We start from the raw sequence: 19,000 nt of genomic DNA, 5'->3' as shown, positions 1-19,000 counted from the left end.
GAGCACGACTCCCATGACCGTCCCCCCGGTACCCACCGAAGAATCGGTCTTCACCTGGGGTGCCCCGCCGCTCAAGTTCGGCGCGGGTGCCTGCGACGAGATCGGCTTCGATCTCGCCCAGTACGGCGCGAAGCGCATCCTGCTGATCACCGACCCGGGCATGCAGCAGACGGGCCTGCCCGACCGCATCGCCGACCAGATCCGCCGGTACGACATGACCGTCGAGAGCTTCGACGGCGTGCACGTCGAGCCCACCGACGACTCGATGAACAAGGCCGTCGGCTACGCCCACGAGCAGGGTCCGTGGGACGGGTTCGTCGCGGTGGGCGGCGGATCGGCGATCGACACCGCCAAGGCCGTCAACCTGCTGACGACCCACCCCGGCGACCTGATGGACTACATCAACAAGCCCGTGGGCAAGGCGCAGGTGCCGCCGGGTCAGCTCAAGCCCCTCATCGCGGTGCCCACCACCGCGGGCACGGGCTCGGAGTCCACGGCGATGTGCATCCTCGACGTGCTCTCGCTGCGCGTGAAGACCGGCATCAGCCACTGGCGGCTGCGCCCGACGATGGCCGTGGTCGACCCGCTGCTGACGATGACGCTCCCGCCGGAGGTCACCGCGGCGTCGGGGATGGACATCGTCTGCCACGCGCTCGAGTCCTACACCGCGCGCTGGTACACGACGTTCGACCGCAAGTCGCCCGAACAGCGGGTGACCTACTGCGGCTCGAACCCGGTGTCGGACCTGTGGTGCGAGAAGTCGATGTCGCTGCTCGCCCGCTCGTTCCGCACGGCGGTGGAGCGCGGCGAGGAGGACGTCGACGCCCGGATGGACATGATGATGGCGGCGACCTTCGCCGGCATGGGCTTCGGCAACTCCGGGGTGCACATCCCGCACGCCAACGCCTACCCGATCGCCGGGCAGGTCCGGGACTTCCACCCGGCGGGCTACCCGCAGGACGAGCCGATGGTGCCGCACGGCATGTCGGTGTCGCTGACGGCGCCGGAGGCGTTCCGGTTCAGCTTCGAGGCGGCGCCCGACCGGCACATGGCCGCGGCGCGGATGCTCGGGCCCAACGCCGAGACGCAGTCGAACGCGTCCGAGCAGCTGCCGCACGTGGTCACCGAACTGATGCGCGACATCCGGATCCCCAACGGCATCGGCGAGGTCGGCTTCGGCGAGGGCGACATCCCCGACCTGGTCGACGGGACGATGAAGCAGCAGCGACTGCTGGCCACCTGTCCGAAGACTCCCACCGAGGACGACCTCGCGGAGATCTTCCGCAAGTCGATCTCGAACTGGTAGCCCGGTGCCGATCTACGACTACCGCTGCGACTGCGGCCTGCGCTTCGAGCGCCTGATCGAGCGCGACGCCCCCGCCCCGGCCTGCCCGGAGTGCGGGGGCGCGTCCCGGAAGGTGCCGTCGCGCCCGGCCCTGCACGGGCGCGCCGACGCGGGCCTGGCCAAGGAGCAGATGCCCCAGACGTGGCGGGGCACCTACCACGGCAACCGGGAGTACGTCACCGGGATGCAGCGCAAGTGGGAGCAGCGCGAGCGGCTCGAGGCGAAGCACCCGGAGCTGCGCGGAGACACCCGGCCGGTGGCCGCGCACGAGGGGCGCTACGAGCAGGCCCCGCTGCGGGTGGGGGAGCCGATCCTGGGTTCGGGTTCTTCCGGTTCCTCCGGCGGCTCCGATTCCACCGGGTCGTCATCGTCCGAGGGTCACGGGCACGGCCATGGGCACGGTCACGGGCACTAGGCGGCGCTGAGCACCCGGACGGTCTCGGCGACGGCGGCGACCCGGGCACCCCGCACGGCGGTGGCCAGCGGACGCAGCGCGTCGTTGCGGGCCAGCGCGGCCGACGAGGACATGGCGCCGCCCGGGTCGTCCCCGGACGCCGCCAGGAGGATCGCCTCCACCTCGTCGGCGTGCTGGAGCACGCGCAGCGGACGGGGCGGGGTGCCGGTCGGCCAGGTCGGGCGCGGCCGGCGACGCAGGGAGTCCGCGATCTCCTCGCGCACCCCGCGCCGGGGCTTGGCCACGTCGAGCGCGGCGAGGGTGTCGGCCGCGTCGCGCACGAGGCTGCGCAGCTCGTGCTCGGCGTCGGGCAGGCTCGGGTGCGCGGCCGGGGGCACGTCGTCGACGAGGTGCACGGTCCAGCGCAGCACGCCGTCGGCCACGGGCGCGGGGACCGTCGCGAGCCCGGCCCCGGCGAGCACCGCGCACTCGCCGGCCTCCATCGCCGCGGCGCGCAGGGCACCGGGGCCCGGGAGCCCGCGCACGTCACCGGCGGTGGGCAGGACGATCCGGGCGTCGGCTCCCGTCGGCGAGCAGCGTTTTCGGGCGAGCGCGAGCAGCACCGCGAGCCCCGTGCCGGCCCGGTCCGGGGTCGGCAGGTCGGTGACGGCGGCGGTCGCAGCGTCGGCGGCGACCACGTCGTGGGCCTCGGACCACGGGGTCAGCGCGTCGAGGACGTCGTCGGCCGCGGCGGAGCCCGCGAGCCACGCCGCGCTCCACACGGCCAGGGAAGCACTCGCGCAGGGCACCCGATCACGATACGGGCGCCGCGGCGGTGGGGCCGTCGGGCGGCGGGCTCGCCACTTCGATCTCTCGAGAGTGTCGTGAGGGTTGTCCGGTCGGCGACCAGGCGCGCCCCCTCGACCCGCCGCAGCGAGGGACGCCCCGACTGCTCCTGACGCAGCGAGGGTGACCCTCGCTCGACAGCGCCGGCGGCACTCCCGGGAGATCGTTCTGGCGAGCTCGGGCCGGCCAGGCCGCGAGCGGCACGTTCCGCAGGCGCTCCGGCCCGTCGATCATGCGCAACGTGCCCCTCGTCGCTCACCGCGGCCCCACGCCGCCGGGTGACCCTCGCGCCCGGCTTCCTCGACCACCCCGGCCGTCACCCGTGGGCGTGTCGACCCCGGACGATCATGGCCCGCCGTTAGCGTCCCGGCCCGTGGCGAGGACTCAGGGCCGGGGCATGCACGGCTCCTCCGGCGATGCCGGCTTCCGCACGACCGGCGGGGCGGTGCGCGCCCCGGGCCGCGCGGGCGGGGGCGGGCCGTCGTCCGGCGCCGGGCGCACCGGCGGGCTGCCGGGGCTCGCGCCGCACAAGCCCACCCGCGAGGTGGTCTCGGTGGTCGCCGAGCCCGGGCTGGTCGTCGAGGACGCCGCCGAGACGTTCTGCGGCGCGGTGATCCGCGCCGACATCCGTGAGGTCGTGCTCGAGGACTCCGCCGGGCGCCGGCGGCTCTTCCCGAACAAGCCCGCGGCCTTCCTGCACGAGGGGCGCCCCGCCACCCTGATCCCGCCGCAGCGCGCCGCCGGGCCGGACACCACGGTCCAGCGCTCGGCCTCGGGCTCGCGCCGGGTCGAGAACGTCCGCGCGAAGACGGCGCTGCCGCACCGGATCTGGGTCGAGGGTCTGCACGACGCCGCGATCGTCGAGCAGGTCTGGGGCCACGACCTGCGCGTCGAGGGCGTCGTCGTCGAGCCGCTGCACGGCGCGGACGTGCTCGTCGAGGCCGCCCGCGAGTTCGGGCCGGGTCCCGACCGGCGCCTCGGGGTGCTCGTCGACCACCTCGTCACCGGCTCGAAGGAGTCGCGGATCGCCGAGGGCCTGCGTCGCGAGCTCGGGCCCGCCGCGGCCCACGTCCTCGTGCTCGGCCACCCCTACGTCGACATCTGGGAGGCCGTGAAGCCCTCCGCCGTGGGCATCGCGGCCTGGCCGAGCATCCCGCGCGGCATCGAGTGGAAGCGCGGCGTGTGCGAGGCCCTCGGGTGGGGCGACGACCGCGACGGCGCCCGGCGGGTCCTGTCGTCGGTGTCGTCGTGGTCGGACCTCGAGACGCCCCTGATCACGGCCATGGAACAGCTGATCGACTTCGTGACCGTCGGTCCCTGAACTCACCTCCGCGGACACCCCGGCGTGGCACACTCAGCGGTGTGATCCCGCTGCTCTGGCTCGTCGCGGGAGTCCTCCTGATCGCGGTCGAGCTCATGTCCGGCACCCTCGTGCTGCTGATGCTCGGCGTCGCCTCGCTGGTCGCCGCCGGCGCCTCCGCCCTCGGCGTCCCCCTGGGGGCCGACGTCGCGGTCTTCGGGCTGGCCGCCACCCTCCTCGTCCTGCTCGCGCGTCCGCCGCTGCTGCGCCGCGTCCACGGGTCGCGCGAGGACGGCACCGCCAACGCCGGACCGACGGCGCTGCTCGGGGCGCTGGCCGAGGTGGTCGAGCCGATCTCCGCCGCCGATGCGGGCACCGTGCGCATCGGCGGCGCGCTCTGGACGGCCCGCGCGCTGCACGAGGGCGCCGAGCTGGCCACCGGCGACCCCGTGGTCGTCGTCGACATCCGCGGGGCGACGGCGGTGGTCACGGCGGACGTCGCCGGGCCCGCGCGCCCGTCCCGTCCGCCCCTGCAGGGAGAGAGCTAGCCGATGGACCCCGTCACGCTCGTGCTGTACGTCGTGTCCGCGATCGTGCTCATCCTGATCATCACCGCGGTGGTCAAGAGCGTCACGGTCGTCCGCCAGGCCGAGGCCGCGGTGATCGAGCGGCTCGGGCGCTACCAGCGCACCGCCGCGCCCGGCCTGACGATCCTGGTGCCGTTCATCGACCGCATCCGCGAGCGGGTGGCGCTCTGGGAGCAGGTCGTCTCGTTCCCGCCGCAGCCGGTGATCACCCAGGACAACCTGACGGTCTCCATCGACACCGTTGTGTACTACCAGGTCACCGAGCCGCGCAACGCGGTCTACGAGATCTCCGACTACATCAACGGCGTCCAGCAGCTCACCACGACGACGCTGCGCGACGTGGTCGGCGGGATGAGCCTGGAGGAGGCACTGACCTCCCGCGAGACGATCAACACCCGCCTGCGCCGGGCCCTCGACGACGCCACCGGGCCGTGGGGTCTGCGCGTCGTCCGCGTCGAGCTCAAGGCCATCGACCCGCCGCCCTCCATCCAGCACTCGATGGAGCAGCAGATGAAGGCCGACCGCGAGAAGCGGGCGATGATCCTCACCGCCGAGGGTCACCGCGAGTCCTCGATCGCCGCCGCACAGGGCAACAAGCAGGCCGCGATCCTCAACGCCGAGGGCTCGAAGCAGGCCGCGATCCTCAACGCCGAGGCCGACCGCCAGGCCACCATGCTGCGCGCGCAGGGCGATCGGGCCGCCGCGTACTACCAGGCGCAGGGCGAGGCCAAGGCGATCGAGAAGACGTTCGCCGCGATCAAGGCCGGGCGCCCGACGCCGGAGATGCTGGCCTACCAGTACCTGCAGACGCTGCCGCAGATGGCGCAGGGCGACAGCAACAAGATGTGGGTGGTGCCCAGCGACTTCGGCAAGGCGCTGGAGGGCTTCACGAAGATGCTCGGGGCGCCCGGCGAGGACGGGGTGTTCCGCTACCAGCCCTCGCCCGAGGACGCGTCGCCCGCCACGCGCCCGGGCCAGACCGACGCCGACGTCGAGGACTGGTTCGACACCAGCACCGACCCCGAGATCGCCAAGGTCGTCGCGGCGGCCGAACAGCGGGCCGACGCCGCCGTAGCGGAGCCCGAGACGAACGGGCTCGGACGGCACGCGACCGGCGACGCGGGGCTCCCGCCGACCGACACCGTCTGAGCCGGGGGGCCACCTCGTAGATTGGGGCCATGCTCGATCGCGCCCTCGTCGACGGCCTGTTCCCGGCCGACCTGCCCGAGCCCGCCGAGCTCGAGGAGCGCTACCCGCCGCGCGATCTCGCCGCCGGTGCCCTCGTCACCCGGTTCGGGCCGAGCCCGACCGGGTTCGTGCACATCGGCGGCCTGTACACCGCGATGGTGTCGCGCGACCTCGCGCACTCCACCGACGGCGTCTACGTCCTGCGGATCGAGGACACCGACCAGAGCCGTGAGGTCGAGGGCGCGGACGCCCAGTTCACCCGGGCGTTCGACGCGTTCGGCCTCGTCCCCGACGAGGGCGACACCGCACTCCCGGCCCCGCGCGGGGAGTACGGGCCGTACCACCAGTCGCAGCGCGCGGCGATCTACCAGACCTACGTCCGCGAGCTGATGCGCCAGGGCACGGCGTACCCGGACTTCGCCACGAAGGACGAGCTCGCGCAGATCTCCGACGCCCAGCGCACGCTCAAGCTGCCCACCGGCTACTACGGGCGCTGGGCGCCGTGGCGGGACGCGAGCGAGGACGAGGTGCGCGCCGCCCTCGACGAGGGCAGGCCGTGGGTCGCGCGGTTCCGGTCCGAGGGCAAGGTGGGGGAGCGGTTCGCGTTCACCGACCGGCTGCGCGGGCGGGTCGAGATGGAGGACAACCACAACGACGTGGTCATCCTCAAGAGCTCGGAGAGCCCGGTCCGGCTGCCGACCTACCACTTCGCGCACGCCGTCGACGACCACCTGATGCGCACGAACCTGGTGGTGCGCACCGAGGAGTGGCTCTCGTCGGTGCCGACGCACCGCCAGCTGTTCGCCGCGCTCGGCTTCGATCCCGTCGACTACGCCCACCTCGCGCCGCTGATGAAGCAGGAGGGCGGGTCGAAGCGCAAGCTCTCCAAGCGCAAGGACGCCGAGGCCGCCGTCGACTACTACCTCGAGGCCGGCTTCCCGGTGCCCGCCGTGCAGTACTACCTGCGTGGGCTCGCCAACCCGCGGCTGGCCGAGGTCCCGCTGGCCGAGGCCCTGGCCACGCCGCTGCGCCTCGACGAGTTCGGGCTCGCCGGGCCGCTGGTCGACACGGTGAAGCTCAGCGACATCTCCGCCGACCACATCGCGACGCTCCCCGGGCCCGAGGTGCTCGCCGGGGTGCGGGCGTGGGCCGCCGAGTACGACCCCGAGGTCGTCAAGGTGCTCGACGCGAACCCCGAGCTCGCGCTCGCGGCGATCGACGTCGAGCGGGTGGGCGTGGAGAACCCGCGCAAGGACCTCGCGAAGTGGTCGGACTTCCGCGAGGCCTACGGCTTCTTCTTCCCCGAGCTCTTCACCGACGTCACCGACCCCGACGACGAGCGGTTCGGCGAGCTGGACGCCGCGCTGGTGCGCACCGTCGCGGCGGACCTGGCGGACACCTACACCCACGAGGGCGACCAGCCGACGTGGTTCCAGCAGATCCGCGACCTCGCGACCCGCCACGGCTTCGCGCCCAACCCGAAGACGTACAAGAAGGACCCCGACGCCTACCCGGGCATGCTGCGCGACGCCGCCAACGTCGCCCGCGTCGCGATCACCGGGGCGCAGCGCAGCCCCGACCTCTACGAGGTCACGCGGGCCCTCGGCGCCGACGAGGTCGTGCGCCGGCTGCGCGCCGTGACGGGCTGACGTCCGTGTACGTCCGCACCGGCGCCGGCCGCCGCATCGCCTACGACCGCGAGGGCGCGGGCGGGCGGCCCCTCGTGCTCGTCGGCGGTCTGGGCCAGATGCGGGCCACCGACCCCGCGACGCGCACGCTGACCGGCGAGCTGGCCGCCCGCCGGTTCGACGTCGTGCACCACGACCGCCCCGGGCGGGGCGACAGCACCGGCGACCCGCCGTTCACCCTGGCCGGGGAGGTGGAGGCCCTGCGCGCGCTGATCGACGAGCTCGGCGGGCGCGCGGCGCTCTACGGCAGCTCGTCGGGCGGCGCGATCGCCCTGGCCGCCGCCACCCGGATCCCCGGCGTCGACCACCTGGTGCTCTGGGAGATCCCGCTCGGTACCGACGGCTCCGCCGACGCCCGGGCCTGGCACGCCGGCATCGTCGAGCGCACGGGGTCCGCAGGCCCCGAGGCGGTGCTGCGCTTCGCGATGGACGGCATGCCCCCGGAGTGGCTCGACGGGATGCTCGCCGGCCCGGACCGCGAGCGCTACCTGCGGCTCGCGCCGACGACGGCGGCGGACGCCGAGGCGCTGGCGTGGGCGGCCGACGCCCTGCGCGACGGCACGCTCGCCCGGGAGGTCACGGCGCCGACGACGGTGCTCACCGGCACGGCCGCCTGGCCGGTGTTCGTCGAGGCCGCGGACGCGCTGGTCGACGCGCTGCCGCACGCGGAGCGCGGCGAGGTGCCGGGGGCCGCGCACGGGTGGGAACCGGCCGACCTCGCGCGGGTGCTGGCCGAGGTCCTGCTCTAGTCCTGCTGTGGTCGTGCTGCTGTGGTCGTCCTGCTGAGTCGCCGGGAACATTCCGGGCGGGCCGGACCGTCGTACGGATCGAGATCACCCCCTCGAGCCACGGCGAGGTGCCCGCATGACCGCCCCGATCCACGAGTCGCCCGCTGAGCCGCTGCGGCGACGGGTGCTGCGCGCGACCGGTGCGCCGGCCGTCGCCCTCGTCGCGGCCGGCCTGCTCGCCGGCTGCGCGGGAGGCGCCGGCAGCTCGGTGAGCTGCTCCGGCAACGACTGCCGCGCGACGGTCACGGGCACGCCGATCGAGGTGAGCCAGCCCGGCAGCAACCACAGCAGCGGCTCGGGCCGGAGCACCACCCGCCGGCCCGCGAGCGACGGCGACGGCGTGGACTTCCGGGTGGAGGCCATGGCGCCGGGCTCGGTGGACATCTCCGACGACGGCATCGTCACCCGCGTCGAACAGGGCGGCACCTTCGTCGAGGACGGCTCGACCGTGCGGCTCGAATCCTCCGACGGGCGCACCGCGGTCTTCACGTTCCGGGGACAGTGAGCGCCATGAGCCCGACGACCGTGCCCCTGCACCTCGGAACGCACGCGCCGACGGCGGGCGTGGACCTCTCCGGGGTCGCCGCGGTCGGCGACACGCTCTTCGTGGCCCCGGACGAGGGTTCCTCGCTGCTGGCGCTGCGGCGCGACGGCCCGGGCTGGGGGAGCCCCGACGAGGTGCCGCTCGGCGAGGCCGTCGACCTGCCGGGGAAGCCCGGTGAGGAGGTGGACGCCGAGGGGCTCGACGTCGTCGACGGCTGCCTGTGGGTCGTCGGCTCGCACAGCCCGAAGCGCAGGCGGGTGAAGCCCGGCACCGACCCCGCCGACGTGCCCGCGCGCCTCGCCCGGACGTCGGCGGAGAAGTCGCGGCGCCTGCTCGCCCGGCTGCCGCTGCGGGACGGGCCGGACGGTCCGCGTCCCGCTCCCGGTGCGGGAGCGCGCCTGCCGTCGGGTAGGCGGGGCCTCTGGGGCGCGCTCGCCGACGACGAGCACCTCGGCCCGTTCCTCGGCATCCCGGGCAAGGACAACGGGTTCGACGTCGAGGGCGTCGCGGTGCTGGGGGAGCGGGTCGTCCTCGGCCTGCGCGGACCGGTGCTGCGCGGGTGGGCCGTGCTGCTGTGGCTCGCGGTGCGCGTCGAGGGGACCGAACTCGTGCTCGACGGGATCGACAAGGTCTTCCTCGACCTCGACGGGCTCGGCGTGCGCGACCTCGCCCGCGCCGGCGACGACCTGCTCGTCCTCGCGGGCCCGACGATGGTGCTCGACGGGCCGGCCCGCGTCCTGCGCCTGCCCGGGGCGGCGGCCGCCCCGCTGCCGCCGGCGATCCCGCGCGAGGAGATCGAGACGGTCGCGGAGCTCGCCGTCGGCGTGGGCTGCGACCGCCCCGAGGGCCTCGCCGTCCTGCCGGAGGGTCTGCTCGTCCTGCACGACACCCCGGCCGCCCACCGCCTGGACGACGAGACCCTCCTGGGCGACCTGTGGCCTCCGGCCATGTGAGCAGTTTGGAGTGCTATGGCACTCCAAACTGCTCACATGCGCGAAGCGCACCTACACGTTCATCGCCACGTACTTGATCTCGAGGTACTCGTCGATGCCGACGGTGCCGCCCTCGCGGCCCAGGCCCGACTGCTTCACGCCGCCGAAGGGCGCGCCGGCGTTGGAGACCATGCCCTGGTTGAGCCCGACCATCCCCGCCTCGAGGCGCTCGGAGAGGCGGATCGCCCGGCTCAGGTCCTTCGTGTACAGGTAGCTGACCAGGCCGAACTCGGTGTCGTTGGCGGCGCGGATCGCGTCGTCGTCCTCGGTGAACGTGAAGATCGGCGCCACCGGGCCGAAGATCTCCTCCTTGGCCAGGCGCGCCGACGTGGGCACGTCGGAGAGCACCGTCGGCGGGTAGAAGTAGCCCGCACCCGAGGGGATCTGGCCCCCGGTGCGCACGGTGGCGCCCTTCTGGACGGCGTCGTCGACGAGCTCGGCGACCTTGTCGCGCTGGTCGGCCTCGACGAGCGGGCCGACCTCGACGCCCTCCTCGGTGCCGCGTCCGACCTTCATGTCGGACATCCGGTCGACGAGCTTCTTCGTGAACTCCTCGGCGACGTCGGCGTGGATGTAGAAGCGGTTCGCGGCCGTGCACGCCTCGCCGATGTTGCGCATCTTCGCGAGCATCGCGCCCTGCACGGCCTCGTCGACGTCGGCGTCGGCGCACACCACGAACGGGGCGTTGCCGCCGAGCTCCATCGACGTCTTGAGCACCTGCTGCGCCGACTGCTCGATCAGCTTCTGCCCGACCTCGGTCGACCCGGTGAACGAGAGCTTGCGGATGCGCCCGTCGGCGATCAGCGGCCCCATCACCTTGCCGGTGGAGGTCGTGGTGACGACGTTGAGCACGCCGTCGGGCAGGCCCGCCTCGGCGAGGATGTCGGCCAGCTTGAGGATGGTCAGCGGCGTCAGGCTCGCCGGCTTGATGACCATCGTGCAGCCGGCCGCGATCGCCGGGCCGATCTTGCGGGTGCCCATCGCCAGCGGGAAGTTCCACGGCGTGATCAGCAGACACGGCCCGATCGGCTGACGCATCACGAGGACGCGCCCGTTGCCGGTGGCGTTGACCTTCCACTCGCCGGAGATCCGCACGGCCTCCTCGGAGAACCAGCGGAAGAACTCGGCGGCGTAGGTGATCTCCGCCTTGGACTCCGCCAGCGGCTTGCCCATCTCCAGCGTCATGATCAGGGCGATGTCGTCGGCGCGTTCGGTGATCAGCTCGAACGCGCGGCGCAGGATCTCCCCGCGCTCGCGGGGCGCGGTGGCGGCCCACTCGGGCTGCGCGTCGTGCGCGGCTTTGAGGGCGACCATCCCGTCCTCCGGGGAGGCGTCCGCCACGTCGCAGAGGAGCTCGCCCGTCGACGGGTCCTCGACGCCGAACGTCTTCTGCTCGGTGGCGTCGCGCACCGATCCGCCGATGATCAGTCCCTTCGTGACCTCGTCGATCACGCGACGTTCCCGGTCGGTCTCGGCCATGCGTCCCCTCCCGCTTCGTCACGTCCCGATCGGGACGTGCACGACTCATCCTCGCCCCGCTAGGTGCCCCCGTCTCCGCAGGCCCATGCCGACCGTCCGGCCTAGGCTCCGGCCCGTGTCCCGACCCCACCACCACGTGCGCGCCCGGCCCGACCTGCCCCAGCGGGTGGAACCGGAGACGAGCGCCCTCGTCGTCGGCGGCGGGATCGCCGGCGTGACCGCCGCGCTGGTGCTCGCCGAGCGGGGCGTGAAGGTCGAGCTGCTCGAGGCGGCGCCGCACCTCGGCGGGCGCCTCGGCACCTGGGACCGGCGCCTGGCCGACGGCAGCGAGGTCGTGGTCGAGCACGGCTACCACGGCTTCTTCCGGCAGTACTACACGCTGCGCGACATCCTGCGCCGCCTCGACCCGGACCTCGGCTTCCTGCGCGACGTCGGCGGCTACCCGATCGCGAGCCGCCCCTCGGTGGGCTGGGAGTCCGAGGACTTCACCGCGCTGCCGCGCACCCCGCTGCTCAACCTCGTCGCCCTCGTCCTGCGCAGCCCGAGCTTCAAGCTGGGCGAGCTGCGGCACGTGAACGCCGACGAGGCGCTGGCGATGCTGCACTACGACCCCGTCCGGACCTACGCCGAGCACGACCACCGCAGCGCCGCGGAGCTGCTCGACTCCCTCGGCTTCTCCGACCGCGGCCGCGCGATGCTCTTCGAGGTCTTCGCGCACTCGTTCTTCAACGTCGAGCAGCGCTACTCGGCGGCCGAGTTCCTCGCGATGTGCCACTTCTACTTCACGGCCAACCCCGAGGGCCTCGGCATGGACGCCCCGACCGAGGACTACCGCACCTCGCTCTGGGAGCCGTTCACCCGCCTGCTGGAGAAGCACGGGGCGACGGTGAGCACGGGGACGCGCGCGGTCGCGCTGCGCCCCGACGGCGCGCACGGGTGGGCCGTCGACGTCGAGGGCGAGCCGGCCCGCCACGCCCGCCACCTCGTCGTCACCACCGACGTCCCGGCCACGCGCGACCTCGTGGCCGCGTCGCCCGAGCTCGTCGCCGCGGCCCCGGGGCTGGCCCGACGGATCGCGGCCCTACCGAGCGGCGAGCCCTACGTCGTCGCCCGGCTGTTCTGCGAGGGCGACGTCGACCCGGCACGCGCGGTGTTCACCGGCGTCACCCGGGAGGAGGTCCTCGACTCGGTGACGTTGTTCCACCGGCTCGAGGGGGGCTCGGCGCGCTGGGCGCGGGAGCGCGGGGGATCCGTGATCGAGCTGCACTCGTACGCCTGCCCGTCCGGGACCCCGACCGACGACCTCGTCGCGGCGATGCGTACCGAGCTCGCCGCGCTCTGGCCCGAGACCGCCGACCTGCGCGTGATCGACGTCGAGGCGCACCGCTACACCAACGCGCCCGGGTTCGACCCCGGCTACCACCTCGTGCGGCCGGGCGTCCTCACCGACGCCCGCGGGCTGCGTCTGGCCGGCGACTGGGTGGCGTGCGACGTCCCGTCCGCGCTCATGGAGCGGGCGGCGGTCACCGCGGTCACGGCGGCGAACGACGTCCTGCGCGAGGAGGGCGTCGGCCCGGAGCCGATGCGCTCGATCCGCCCGCGGGGCATCCTCGCCGGCCGCCCTCGTGCGTGATCTTCTCGGTGATAGCAGTGAAGATCACGCACGTGGGGTGCACGGCAGGTGGGGACGGGACGCGATACCGTCTGCGCGCCGCCGGGGAGACCGGCGCGACGACCTGGGAGGGAACCGAGTGCCGAACCGACGGACGGCCGGGCGCACCGCGGCCCTGGCGGCCGTACTGCTCGCCGGGGGCATCAGCCTGAGCGCCTGCGTCTTCCCGGCCGAGCCGGCCCCCGGATCGCCGTCGAACCCGGACCAGTTCTCCACCGAGGGCTTCCCGCCGCCCGGCCCGGCGCCGCAGCCCGGCGTCATCACGCCCGACCCGGTGGCCCCGCCCGCCCCCGCGGACGAGCCGCGCCCGCCCGAGGGTCCGGCGCCCACCGAGGGGCCGCGCACCAGCGGCAGCGAGCCGGAGCCCACCGGCGCGCCGGCCCCGCCGCCCGGCAGCTGACGGTCACTCCGGTCCTTCGGAGGTCTCCCCGGTCGGGCGCGCACACAGGGCGACGCCGGCGAGCCCGATCGCCCCGCTGACGACGAAGATCACGACCAGGGTCGGCGAGAGCGTCCCGGTCACCGCGTCGCCCAGCAGCACGACGGCCGTGGTGCCGGGCACCAGCCCGAGCGCGGTGCCGCCGAGGTAGTGGCGCCAGCGCACGCTCGTCACCCCGAACGTGTAGTTCAGCGGCGCGAACGGGATCATCGGCACCAGCCGCGCCGACAGCACCGACAGCAGCCCGCGCGACGACAGGCGGGCCTCGAGCATGCGCACCCGGCCCGGTCCGAGCCGGCGGAGCGCACGCCCGCCGAGGCGCCGGGAGATCCCGAACCCCGCGGCCGCCGATGCCGTGCTCGCCACCAGGCACAGCGCGAGCGCCAGCCACGGCCCGAACAGCAGGCCCGCGGCCAGCGAGAACGCGGTGCGCGGGATCGGCGTGGTCGTGACGAGCGCGTGCGCGAGCAGGAACGTCACCGGCGCCCAGGCGCCGAGGTCCCGCACCCGGTCGCGCAGCTCCAGCGCCGTCGGCAGCGGCACCAGGAGGGCGAGGACGACCGCGGCGAGCAGCACCACCGCGAGCACGACCCAGCGGGCGCGACCGGAGGTCAGCGACGGGAGGCGCACGGATTCCGCCTCCACCGCAGCGTCGGGTGCCGAACGGACGCGAGCCTACTCAGCCGATGCGTGTGAACAGCCCCTGATAGGCGACGACGAGGCCGACGGGGTCGACGGTCACCGCGAACTCGCCGTAGGTGGGGTCGGCGTAGGTGTAGGTCGCGAGGCCCCGGGCGTCGTCCGGGCCGCGACGGTAGACCTGCCGCACGCGGTGCACGGCCAGCGACGGGACGTCGAGCCACGCCACGTCCACCGCCGCCTCGCCGCCGATCGGCAGGTCGAGCCGCCGCACCGGCAACGCGTTGGTGAGCGGCGTCGCGGAGACGTCGACGTCGGTGCACCCGCGCAGCTCCGGCCAGGGCCGCCCGTCGAGGGTCCAGTCCCCGAGCGCGTCGACCGACAGCGTCACCCGTTCGAGCCCGTCGTCGGCGAGCACCTCGACGAAGACCGTGCGGGTCAGCCACGCCCGGTCGGCGACCACGGAGAACCGCAGCGACCAGGCCCCGTTGTCGTCGCGGACGACGGCGGACCCGTCGAGGAGGTGCGCACCGTCGGGGTGCTCGTGATCGGGGGCGAAGTCGGACACGGCGCCGTGCGCCAGTCCGTCGGCGACGTCGAGGCGTCGCCACAACGCGGAGTGCAGGGCCACGCGGGGGATCGTGGCAGACGGCGCGACGGCGATCCGCGCGTGCCGGTCGCACCGGCGTGGCACGATCGCCGCGTCATCGGTCCGGTGCCGGACGCGCCGGCGCGGAGGGAGAGTGCCCGAGGTGAGTGGTCCCTCGTCCGACGAGAACGACGAGCCACGGGAGGCCCGCGCCGACGAACCGACCCCGCCGCGCGGTACGCCCGCTCCGGACACCTCGGTCCCGGCCTGGGACCCGTCGGAGGGCGGCTCGGGGGGCACCGGCGCGTCGTCACCTCCCTCGTCGGGCTTCGCGTCCCCGGCCGAGGGCGCGTCGGGCCTGGGCTCCTCGGGCTACGGGTCCGGCGCCCAGCCCCCGGGCTACGGCGCCTCCGGGAGCCAGGGGTACGGCAACCCGGGCTACGGGAGCCAGGGGTACGGGGGCCAGGGCTACGGCGGCCAGGCTCCCGGCGGCCCCGGCTACGGGGGCCAGGGCTACGGCGGCCAGGCTCCCGGCGGCCCCGGCTACGGGGGCCAGGGCTACGGCGGCCAGGCTCCCGGCGGCCCCGGCCCCGGCCCCGGCCCCGGCTACGGCAGCCCCGCCGGACCCGCCGGTTTCGGAGGCGGTTCCGGCCCGGGCTTCGGTCCCGGCTTCGGGCAGGCCCCCAAGCCCGGCATCGTCCCGCTGCGCCCGCTCGGCCTCGGCGAGGTCCTCGACGGGGCGCTCGGCTACATCCGCGCGCACCCGCGGGTGGTGCTCGGCGCGTCCGCGATCGTCGCGGTGATCAGCCAGATCGTCCAGGTGGTGCTGCAGCTGGTGGTGACGTCGTCGGCCGAGGGGCTGGGCGGGTCGCCGGACCTCTCGCAGGTCACCGGTCTGGTGGCCGGCGCGGGCGTCACCGGGTTCGTCGGCGCGATCATCACGCTCGTCGCGACGGCCGTGCTCACGGGCGTGCTCATGGTGGTCATCAGCCGCTCGGTGCTCGGCGCGCCCGTCGACCCCGGCGAGGTCTGGCGTGCGGCCCGCCCGCGCGTCCCGGGCGTGCTCGGGGTCGCGGTGCTCGTCGCGCTCATCGCCCTCGGGATCCTCGTCGTCGGCGCGGTGCCGGGCCTGCTGCTGCTGGCCGTCGACGGGGTGCTGGGCGGCGTGGTGATCGGGATCGGCGTGCTCGCGGCGATCGTGGTCGTCGTGTGGCTCTCGGTGTCCTGGTCGCTGGCCACGCCCGCCTACGTCCTCGAGGGCGTGGGGGTCACCGAAGCGCTGCGGCGCTCGTGGTTCCTCGTCACCGGCCGGTTCTGGCCGGTGTTCGGCATCCAGCTCCTCGGCGGCATCATCGCCGCGGTGATCGCGGCGGTGATCGCGCTGCCGTTCCAGTTCATCGGCACCGCGCTCGGCGTCGCCACCGCGAACGGGGACCCGGCGGCCATCACCTCGCTCCCGGTCCTGCTGATCAGCGCGATCGGCGCGATCATCGCCACCACCCTCACGACGCCCTTCCAGGCAGGCGTCAGCGGCCTGCTCTACGTCGACCAGCGCATGCGCCGGGAGGGCTTCGACATCGAGCTGCAGCGGGCCGCGGTGGGCGGGGGCGGCGGACGCTGATGGTCCCGGTGGTCCCGGTGGTCCCGCCCGGGAGTCCCGCCCCGCACGCGGTACCGATCGACCTCGGCGCCGACCCCGCCCGGGAGCTCGCCCGTGAGGAGCTCGCGCGGCCGATCTACTCCGACGCCGCCCCCGACCCGCTGTCGGCGGCCCTGCAGTGGCTGGCGCGGCGGATCGAGGACCTGCTGCGCGCGGCGTCCGGCGTGTCGCCCGGCGGCGGGTGGGGGCTGCTGGTGATCGTCGTGCTGCTGGTGGTCGTGGTGATCCTGGTGCGGCGACGCTTCGGTCCGCTCGCCCGCACCACGGCCGTGCCCGGCGCCGTGCTCGGCGCCACCGACCGCACCGCCGCCGAGCACCGGCGTCTCGCCGCGGAGCACGCCGCGGCCGGGCGGTACGACGACGCGGTGCGCGAGCGGATGCGCGCCATCGTCCGGTCGCTCGAGGAGCGCACGCTGCTCGAGCCCCGCCGCGGGCGCACCGCCGGCGACGCGGCCCGCGAGGGCGGCCGGGCGCTGCCCGCCGCGGCCGGCGCCCTGCAGGACGCGGCGCGGCGCTTCGACGAGACGGTGTACGGCGGACGCCCCGCCGACGCCGACGCCGCCGAGCGGATGCGGGCCGCCGACGACGCGGTGGCCACCACGCGCGCGGTCGGAATCGCATGATCAACGGGGAGTCCGCGCGCGTAGAAGCAGCGAACGGGCCGTTCGCTGCCACGACCGAGGCCCCTACCACCGAAGCGACCCCCGCGCGACGGCGCTGGCGCGGCCCCGTGCTCGTCGTCGGCCTCGTGCTGCTCGCCGCGCTGGTCATCGCCGTGCTCGGCGCCGCGCCGCGCACCGGGGAGCTGGACCCGGAGGCCGCCTCGCCCGACGGCACGCGGGCGCTCGCCACGCTGCTCGAGGCCCAGGGCGTGCGGGTCGAGACCGTCAGCGACCTCGACGCCGCGACCGCAGGCGCCGGACGCACCGTGCTCGTCGCCCTGCCCGCGCAGCTCAGCACGCGCCAGCGCGACGCCCTCGCCGCGTCCCGGGCCGACCTCGTGCTCCTGCGCCCTGATGAGCGCACCCTCACCGCGCTGGCCCCGGGGGTGCGCCCCGAGCCGGTCGAGCTGCCCGAGCCCACCGGGCCGGCGTGCGGGCTGCGCGCCGCGGTGCTCGCCGGACCGGTCGACCTCGCCGGCGCCGCGTACTCCACCGCCGACCCGGCCGCGGCGCGCTGCTACCCGACGGGCACCCCGAGCGGCGCGGTGTCGCTGGTCGAGGTCCGGGACCGCGGGCGCACGGTCACCGTCGTCGGGGACGCGGCCCCGTTCACCAACGACGTCCTCGACGAGCGCGGGAACGCCGCCCTCGCGATGGACGTCCTCGGCGCCCACCCCGACCTGCTCTGGTACCTGCCGGTGCCGCCCCCGGCCGAGCCCGGCCAGGAGCGCGGCACCTCCGAGCTCCTGCCGCCGGGCTGGGTGTGGGGTTCGGTGCAGCTGCTCGTGGCCGGGCTGGCGATCGCGCTGTGGCGGGGGCGGCGCCTCGGGCGCGTGGTCACCGAGGACCTGCCGGTGGTCGTCCCCGCCGGCGAGACCGTGCGGGGACGGGCCCGGCTCTACCGCCGCGCCGGGGCGCGCGACCGCGCCGCGGCCGCCCTGCGCGCCGATGCGCGCCGTGACCTCGCCGGGCGTCTCGGCGTCCCGCGGGGTGCCGGGGACGGCGCCGTCGTCGACGCGGCCACCGGCCGGACCGGGTGGCCGGCCGGGGCGGTGGGTGCCCTCCTGGCCGGGCCGCCCCCGTCCGACGACGCCGCGCTGGTGACGCTCGCCGGCGAGCTCGACCGCCTCCGCTCCGCCGTCCGCGACGCCTCCGGTGCGACCCCCGGCGGCCCCGCACCGCGGGCGTGATCGGATGGAGGTGTGACCGGCACGGGGGAGATCAGCGGTGACGAGGCCCGCGAGGCCCTGCTCGCGCTGCGCCGCGAGGTGGCCAAGGCCGTCGTCGGCCACGACGCCGCCGTGACGGGCATGGTCATCGCCCTGCTCACCCGCCGGCACGTGCTGCTCGAGGGCGTGCCCGGCGTCGCCAAGACCCTGCTCGTGCGCTCGGTCGCCGCAGCGCTCTCGCTCGAGGAGCGCCGGGTGCAGTTCACCCCGGACCTCATGCCCGGCGACGTCACCGGCTCGCTGGTCTACGACGGCCGCAGCGCCGAGTTCTCGTTCCGCCCGGGCCCGGTGTTCACCAACCTGCTGCTCGCCGACGAGATCAACCGGACCCCGCCGAAGACCCAGGCCTCGCTGCTGGAGGCGATGGAGGAGTTCCAGGTCTCGGTGGACGGGGTCCCGCGCCCGCTGCCCGACCCGTTCGTCGTGGCCGCGACCCAGAACCCCGTCGAGTACGAGGGCACCTACCCGCTGCCCGAGGCCCAGCTCGACCGCTTCCTGCTCAAGCTCGTGCTGCCCCTGCCGGCCCGCGACGACGAGATCCGCATGCTCACCCGGCACTCCGAGGGCTTCGACCCCCGCGACCTCGCGGCCGCCGGCGTCGCGCCGGTCGCGGGCGCCGAGCACCTGCGCGCCGGGCGGGCCGCCGTGGCGCGCGTGACCGCCCGGCCCGAGCTGCTCGCCTACGTCGTCGACCTGTGCCGCGCGACCCGGGCGTCGCCGTCCCTGCGCCTCGGGGTCTCCCCGCGCGGGGCGACGGCTCTGCTGCTCGCGGCGCGGAGCTGGGCGTGGCTCTCGGGGCGTCCGTACGTCACGCCGGACGACGTGCAGGCCCTCGCCCTGCCGGTGCTGCGCCACCGGGTCGCGGTGCGCGCCGAGGCCGAGCTCGAGGGCGTGACCGCCGACGGCGTCGTGTCCGGGGTGCTCGGCGCCGTGCCGGTCCCGCGGTAGGCCCGGGGCGG

General features: G+C 75.1%; 19 protein-coding genes. 15 read left to right on the top strand and 4 right to left on the bottom strand.

The features are described 5' to 3' along the window. Window positions 1–13 precede the first annotated feature (13 nt). Window positions 14–1,306, top strand: a complete 1,293-nt coding sequence (locus PH191_RS12170; protein WP_274194873.1) for a hydroxyacid-oxoacid transhydrogenase — start codon at window positions 14–16, stop codon at window positions 1,304–1,306. Window positions 1,307–1,310: 4 nt separating this feature from the next. Next, window positions 1,311–1,760 carry an FmdB family zinc ribbon protein gene (locus PH191_RS12165; protein ID WP_274194872.1) on the top strand — a complete coding sequence of 150 codons (450 nt, stop codon included), beginning with the start codon at window positions 1,311–1,313 and terminating at the stop codon, window positions 1,758–1,760. Here PH191_RS12165 and PH191_RS12160 read toward each other — a convergent pair. Then, window positions 1,757–2,548 carry a hypothetical protein gene (locus PH191_RS12160; RefSeq protein WP_274194871.1) on the bottom strand — a complete coding sequence of 264 codons (792 nt, stop codon included), beginning with the start codon at window positions 2,546–2,548 and terminating at the stop codon, window positions 1,757–1,759. The genes PH191_RS12165 and PH191_RS12160 overlap by 4 nt on opposite strands. 410 nt (window positions 2,549–2,958) lie before the next feature. Here PH191_RS12160 and PH191_RS12155 point away from each other — a divergent pair, with 410 nt between their 5' ends. The 7 genes from PH191_RS12155 (at window position 2,959) to PH191_RS12125 (ending at window position 9,633) form a co-directional block, all read left to right on the top strand. Then, on the top strand, window positions 2,959–3,906 hold the full coding sequence (locus PH191_RS12155) for a DUF3097 family protein (protein ID WP_274194870.1): 948 nt from the start codon (window positions 2,959–2,961) through the stop codon (window positions 3,904–3,906). Window positions 3,907–3,947: 41 nt separating this feature from the next. Continuing rightward, window positions 3,948–4,433: an NfeD family protein gene (locus PH191_RS12150; protein WP_274194869.1), complete on the top strand. Its 486-nt coding sequence runs from the start codon at window positions 3,948–3,950 to the stop codon at window positions 4,431–4,433. A gap of 3 nt (window positions 4,434–4,436) precedes the next feature. After that, window positions 4,437–5,621 carry an SPFH domain-containing protein gene (locus tag PH191_RS12145; RefSeq protein WP_274194868.1) on the top strand — a complete coding sequence of 395 codons (1,185 nt, stop codon included), beginning with the start codon at window positions 4,437–4,439 and terminating at the stop codon, window positions 5,619–5,621. Between the two features lie 29 nt (window positions 5,622–5,650). Then, window positions 5,651–7,309, top strand: coding sequence for a glutamate--tRNA ligase (locus PH191_RS12140; RefSeq protein ID WP_274194867.1), 1,659 nt, complete (start codon window positions 5,651–5,653; stop codon window positions 7,307–7,309). A 5-nt stretch (window positions 7,310–7,314) separates the two neighbouring features. Beyond that, on the top strand, window positions 7,315–8,097 hold the full coding sequence (locus tag PH191_RS12135) for an alpha/beta fold hydrolase (protein WP_274194866.1): 783 nt from the start codon (window positions 7,315–7,317) through the stop codon (window positions 8,095–8,097). Window positions 8,098–8,212: 115 nt separating this feature from the next. Beyond that, entirely contained in the window at window positions 8,213–8,641 is a 429-nt protein-coding gene (locus PH191_RS12130; protein WP_274194865.1) for a hypothetical protein, read from the top strand. Window positions 8,642–8,646: 5 nt separating this feature from the next. After that, a complete protein-coding gene (locus PH191_RS12125) occupies window positions 8,647–9,633 on the top strand; it encodes a DUF3616 domain-containing protein (protein ID WP_274194864.1) in 987 nt (328 codons plus the stop codon). Between the two features lie 51 nt (window positions 9,634–9,684). Here PH191_RS12125 and PH191_RS12120 read toward each other — a convergent pair whose 3' ends face one another. Continuing rightward, on the bottom strand, window positions 9,685–11,151 hold the full coding sequence (locus tag PH191_RS12120) for an NAD-dependent succinate-semialdehyde dehydrogenase (RefSeq protein WP_274194863.1): 1,467 nt from the start codon (window positions 11,149–11,151) through the stop codon (window positions 9,685–9,687). A 115-nt stretch (window positions 11,152–11,266) separates the two neighbouring features. Between PH191_RS12120 and PH191_RS12115 the strand changes: the two genes are divergently transcribed. After that, window positions 11,267–12,784, top strand: a complete 1,518-nt coding sequence (locus PH191_RS12115; protein ID WP_274194862.1) for an FAD-dependent oxidoreductase — start codon at window positions 11,267–11,269, stop codon at window positions 12,782–12,784. 118 nt (window positions 12,785–12,902) lie between these two features. Continuing rightward, window positions 12,903–13,223 carry a hypothetical protein gene (locus PH191_RS12110; RefSeq protein ID WP_274194861.1) on the top strand — a complete coding sequence of 107 codons (321 nt, stop codon included), beginning with the start codon at window positions 12,903–12,905 and terminating at the stop codon, window positions 13,221–13,223. Between the two features lie 3 nt (window positions 13,224–13,226). Here the strand turns inward: PH191_RS12110 and PH191_RS12105 are convergent, their stop codons facing one another. Both PH191_RS12105 and PH191_RS12100 read right to left on the bottom strand, forming a co-directional pair. Further along, a complete protein-coding gene (locus PH191_RS12105; protein ID WP_274194860.1) occupies window positions 13,227–13,892 on the bottom strand; it encodes a TVP38/TMEM64 family protein in 666 nt (221 codons plus the stop codon). A 49-nt stretch (window positions 13,893–13,941) separates the two neighbouring features. Continuing rightward, entirely contained in the window at window positions 13,942–14,532 is a 591-nt protein-coding gene (locus PH191_RS12100) for a putative glycolipid-binding domain-containing protein (protein WP_274194859.1), read from the bottom strand. Between the two features lie 121 nt (window positions 14,533–14,653). Between PH191_RS12100 and PH191_RS12095 the strand changes: the two genes are divergently transcribed. From PH191_RS12095 to PH191_RS12080, 4 genes are all read left to right on the top strand, one after another. Continuing rightward, the gene (locus PH191_RS12095; protein WP_274194858.1) at window positions 14,654–16,111 is read left to right on the top strand and encodes a DUF7847 domain-containing protein; all 1,458 of its coding nucleotides are present in this window, start codon (window positions 14,654–14,656) and stop codon (window positions 16,109–16,111) included. Further along, window positions 16,111–16,773, top strand: coding sequence for a DUF4129 domain-containing protein (locus PH191_RS12090; protein WP_274194857.1), 663 nt, complete (start codon window positions 16,111–16,113; stop codon window positions 16,771–16,773). Before PH191_RS12095 ends, PH191_RS12090 begins: the two co-directional genes overlap by 1 nt. 107 nt (window positions 16,774–16,880) lie before the next feature. Further along, window positions 16,881–18,002 (top strand): DUF4350 domain-containing protein, encoded by a 1,122-nt coding sequence (locus PH191_RS12085; RefSeq protein WP_274194856.1) that lies wholly within the window; start codon window positions 16,881–16,883, stop codon window positions 18,000–18,002. Between the two features lie 12 nt (window positions 18,003–18,014). Beyond that, window positions 18,015–18,989, top strand: a complete 975-nt coding sequence (locus tag PH191_RS12080; protein ID WP_274194855.1) for an AAA family ATPase — start codon at window positions 18,015–18,017, stop codon at window positions 18,987–18,989. Window positions 18,990–19,000: the final 11 nt, after the last annotated feature.

This window comes from Actinomycetospora callitridis, from assembly GCF_028737265.1.
Lineage (GTDB): Bacteria > Actinomycetota > Actinomycetes > Mycobacteriales > Pseudonocardiaceae > Actinomycetospora > Actinomycetospora callitridis.
Note: the sequence above shows the minus strand (reverse complement) of the source record. Positions and strands in the feature narration are given on the sequence as shown.

Coding starts and splice junctions, on each gene's coding strand:
- PH191_RS12140 (WP_274194867.1), top strand. CDS start 5,651: ATGCTCGATCGCGCCCTCGTCGACGGCCTGTTCCCGGCCGACCTGCCC.
- PH191_RS12145 (WP_274194868.1), top strand. CDS start 4,437: ATGGACCCCGTCACGCTCGTGCTGTACGTCGTGTCCGCGATCGTGCTC.
- PH191_RS12125 (WP_274194864.1), top strand. CDS start 8,647: ATGAGCCCGACGACCGTGCCCCTGCACCTCGGAACGCACGCGCCGACG.
- PH191_RS12170 (WP_274194873.1), top strand. CDS start 14: ATGACCGTCCCCCCGGTACCCACCGAAGAATCGGTCTTCACCTGGGGT.
- PH191_RS12130 (WP_274194865.1), top strand. CDS start 8,213: ATGACCGCCCCGATCCACGAGTCGCCCGCTGAGCCGCTGCGGCGACGG.
- PH191_RS12090 (WP_274194857.1), top strand. CDS start 16,111: ATGGTCCCGGTGGTCCCGGTGGTCCCGCCCGGGAGTCCCGCCCCGCAC.
- PH191_RS12120 (WP_274194863.1), bottom strand. CDS start 11,151: ATGGCCGAGACCGACCGGGAACGTCGCGTGATCGACGAGGTCACGAAG.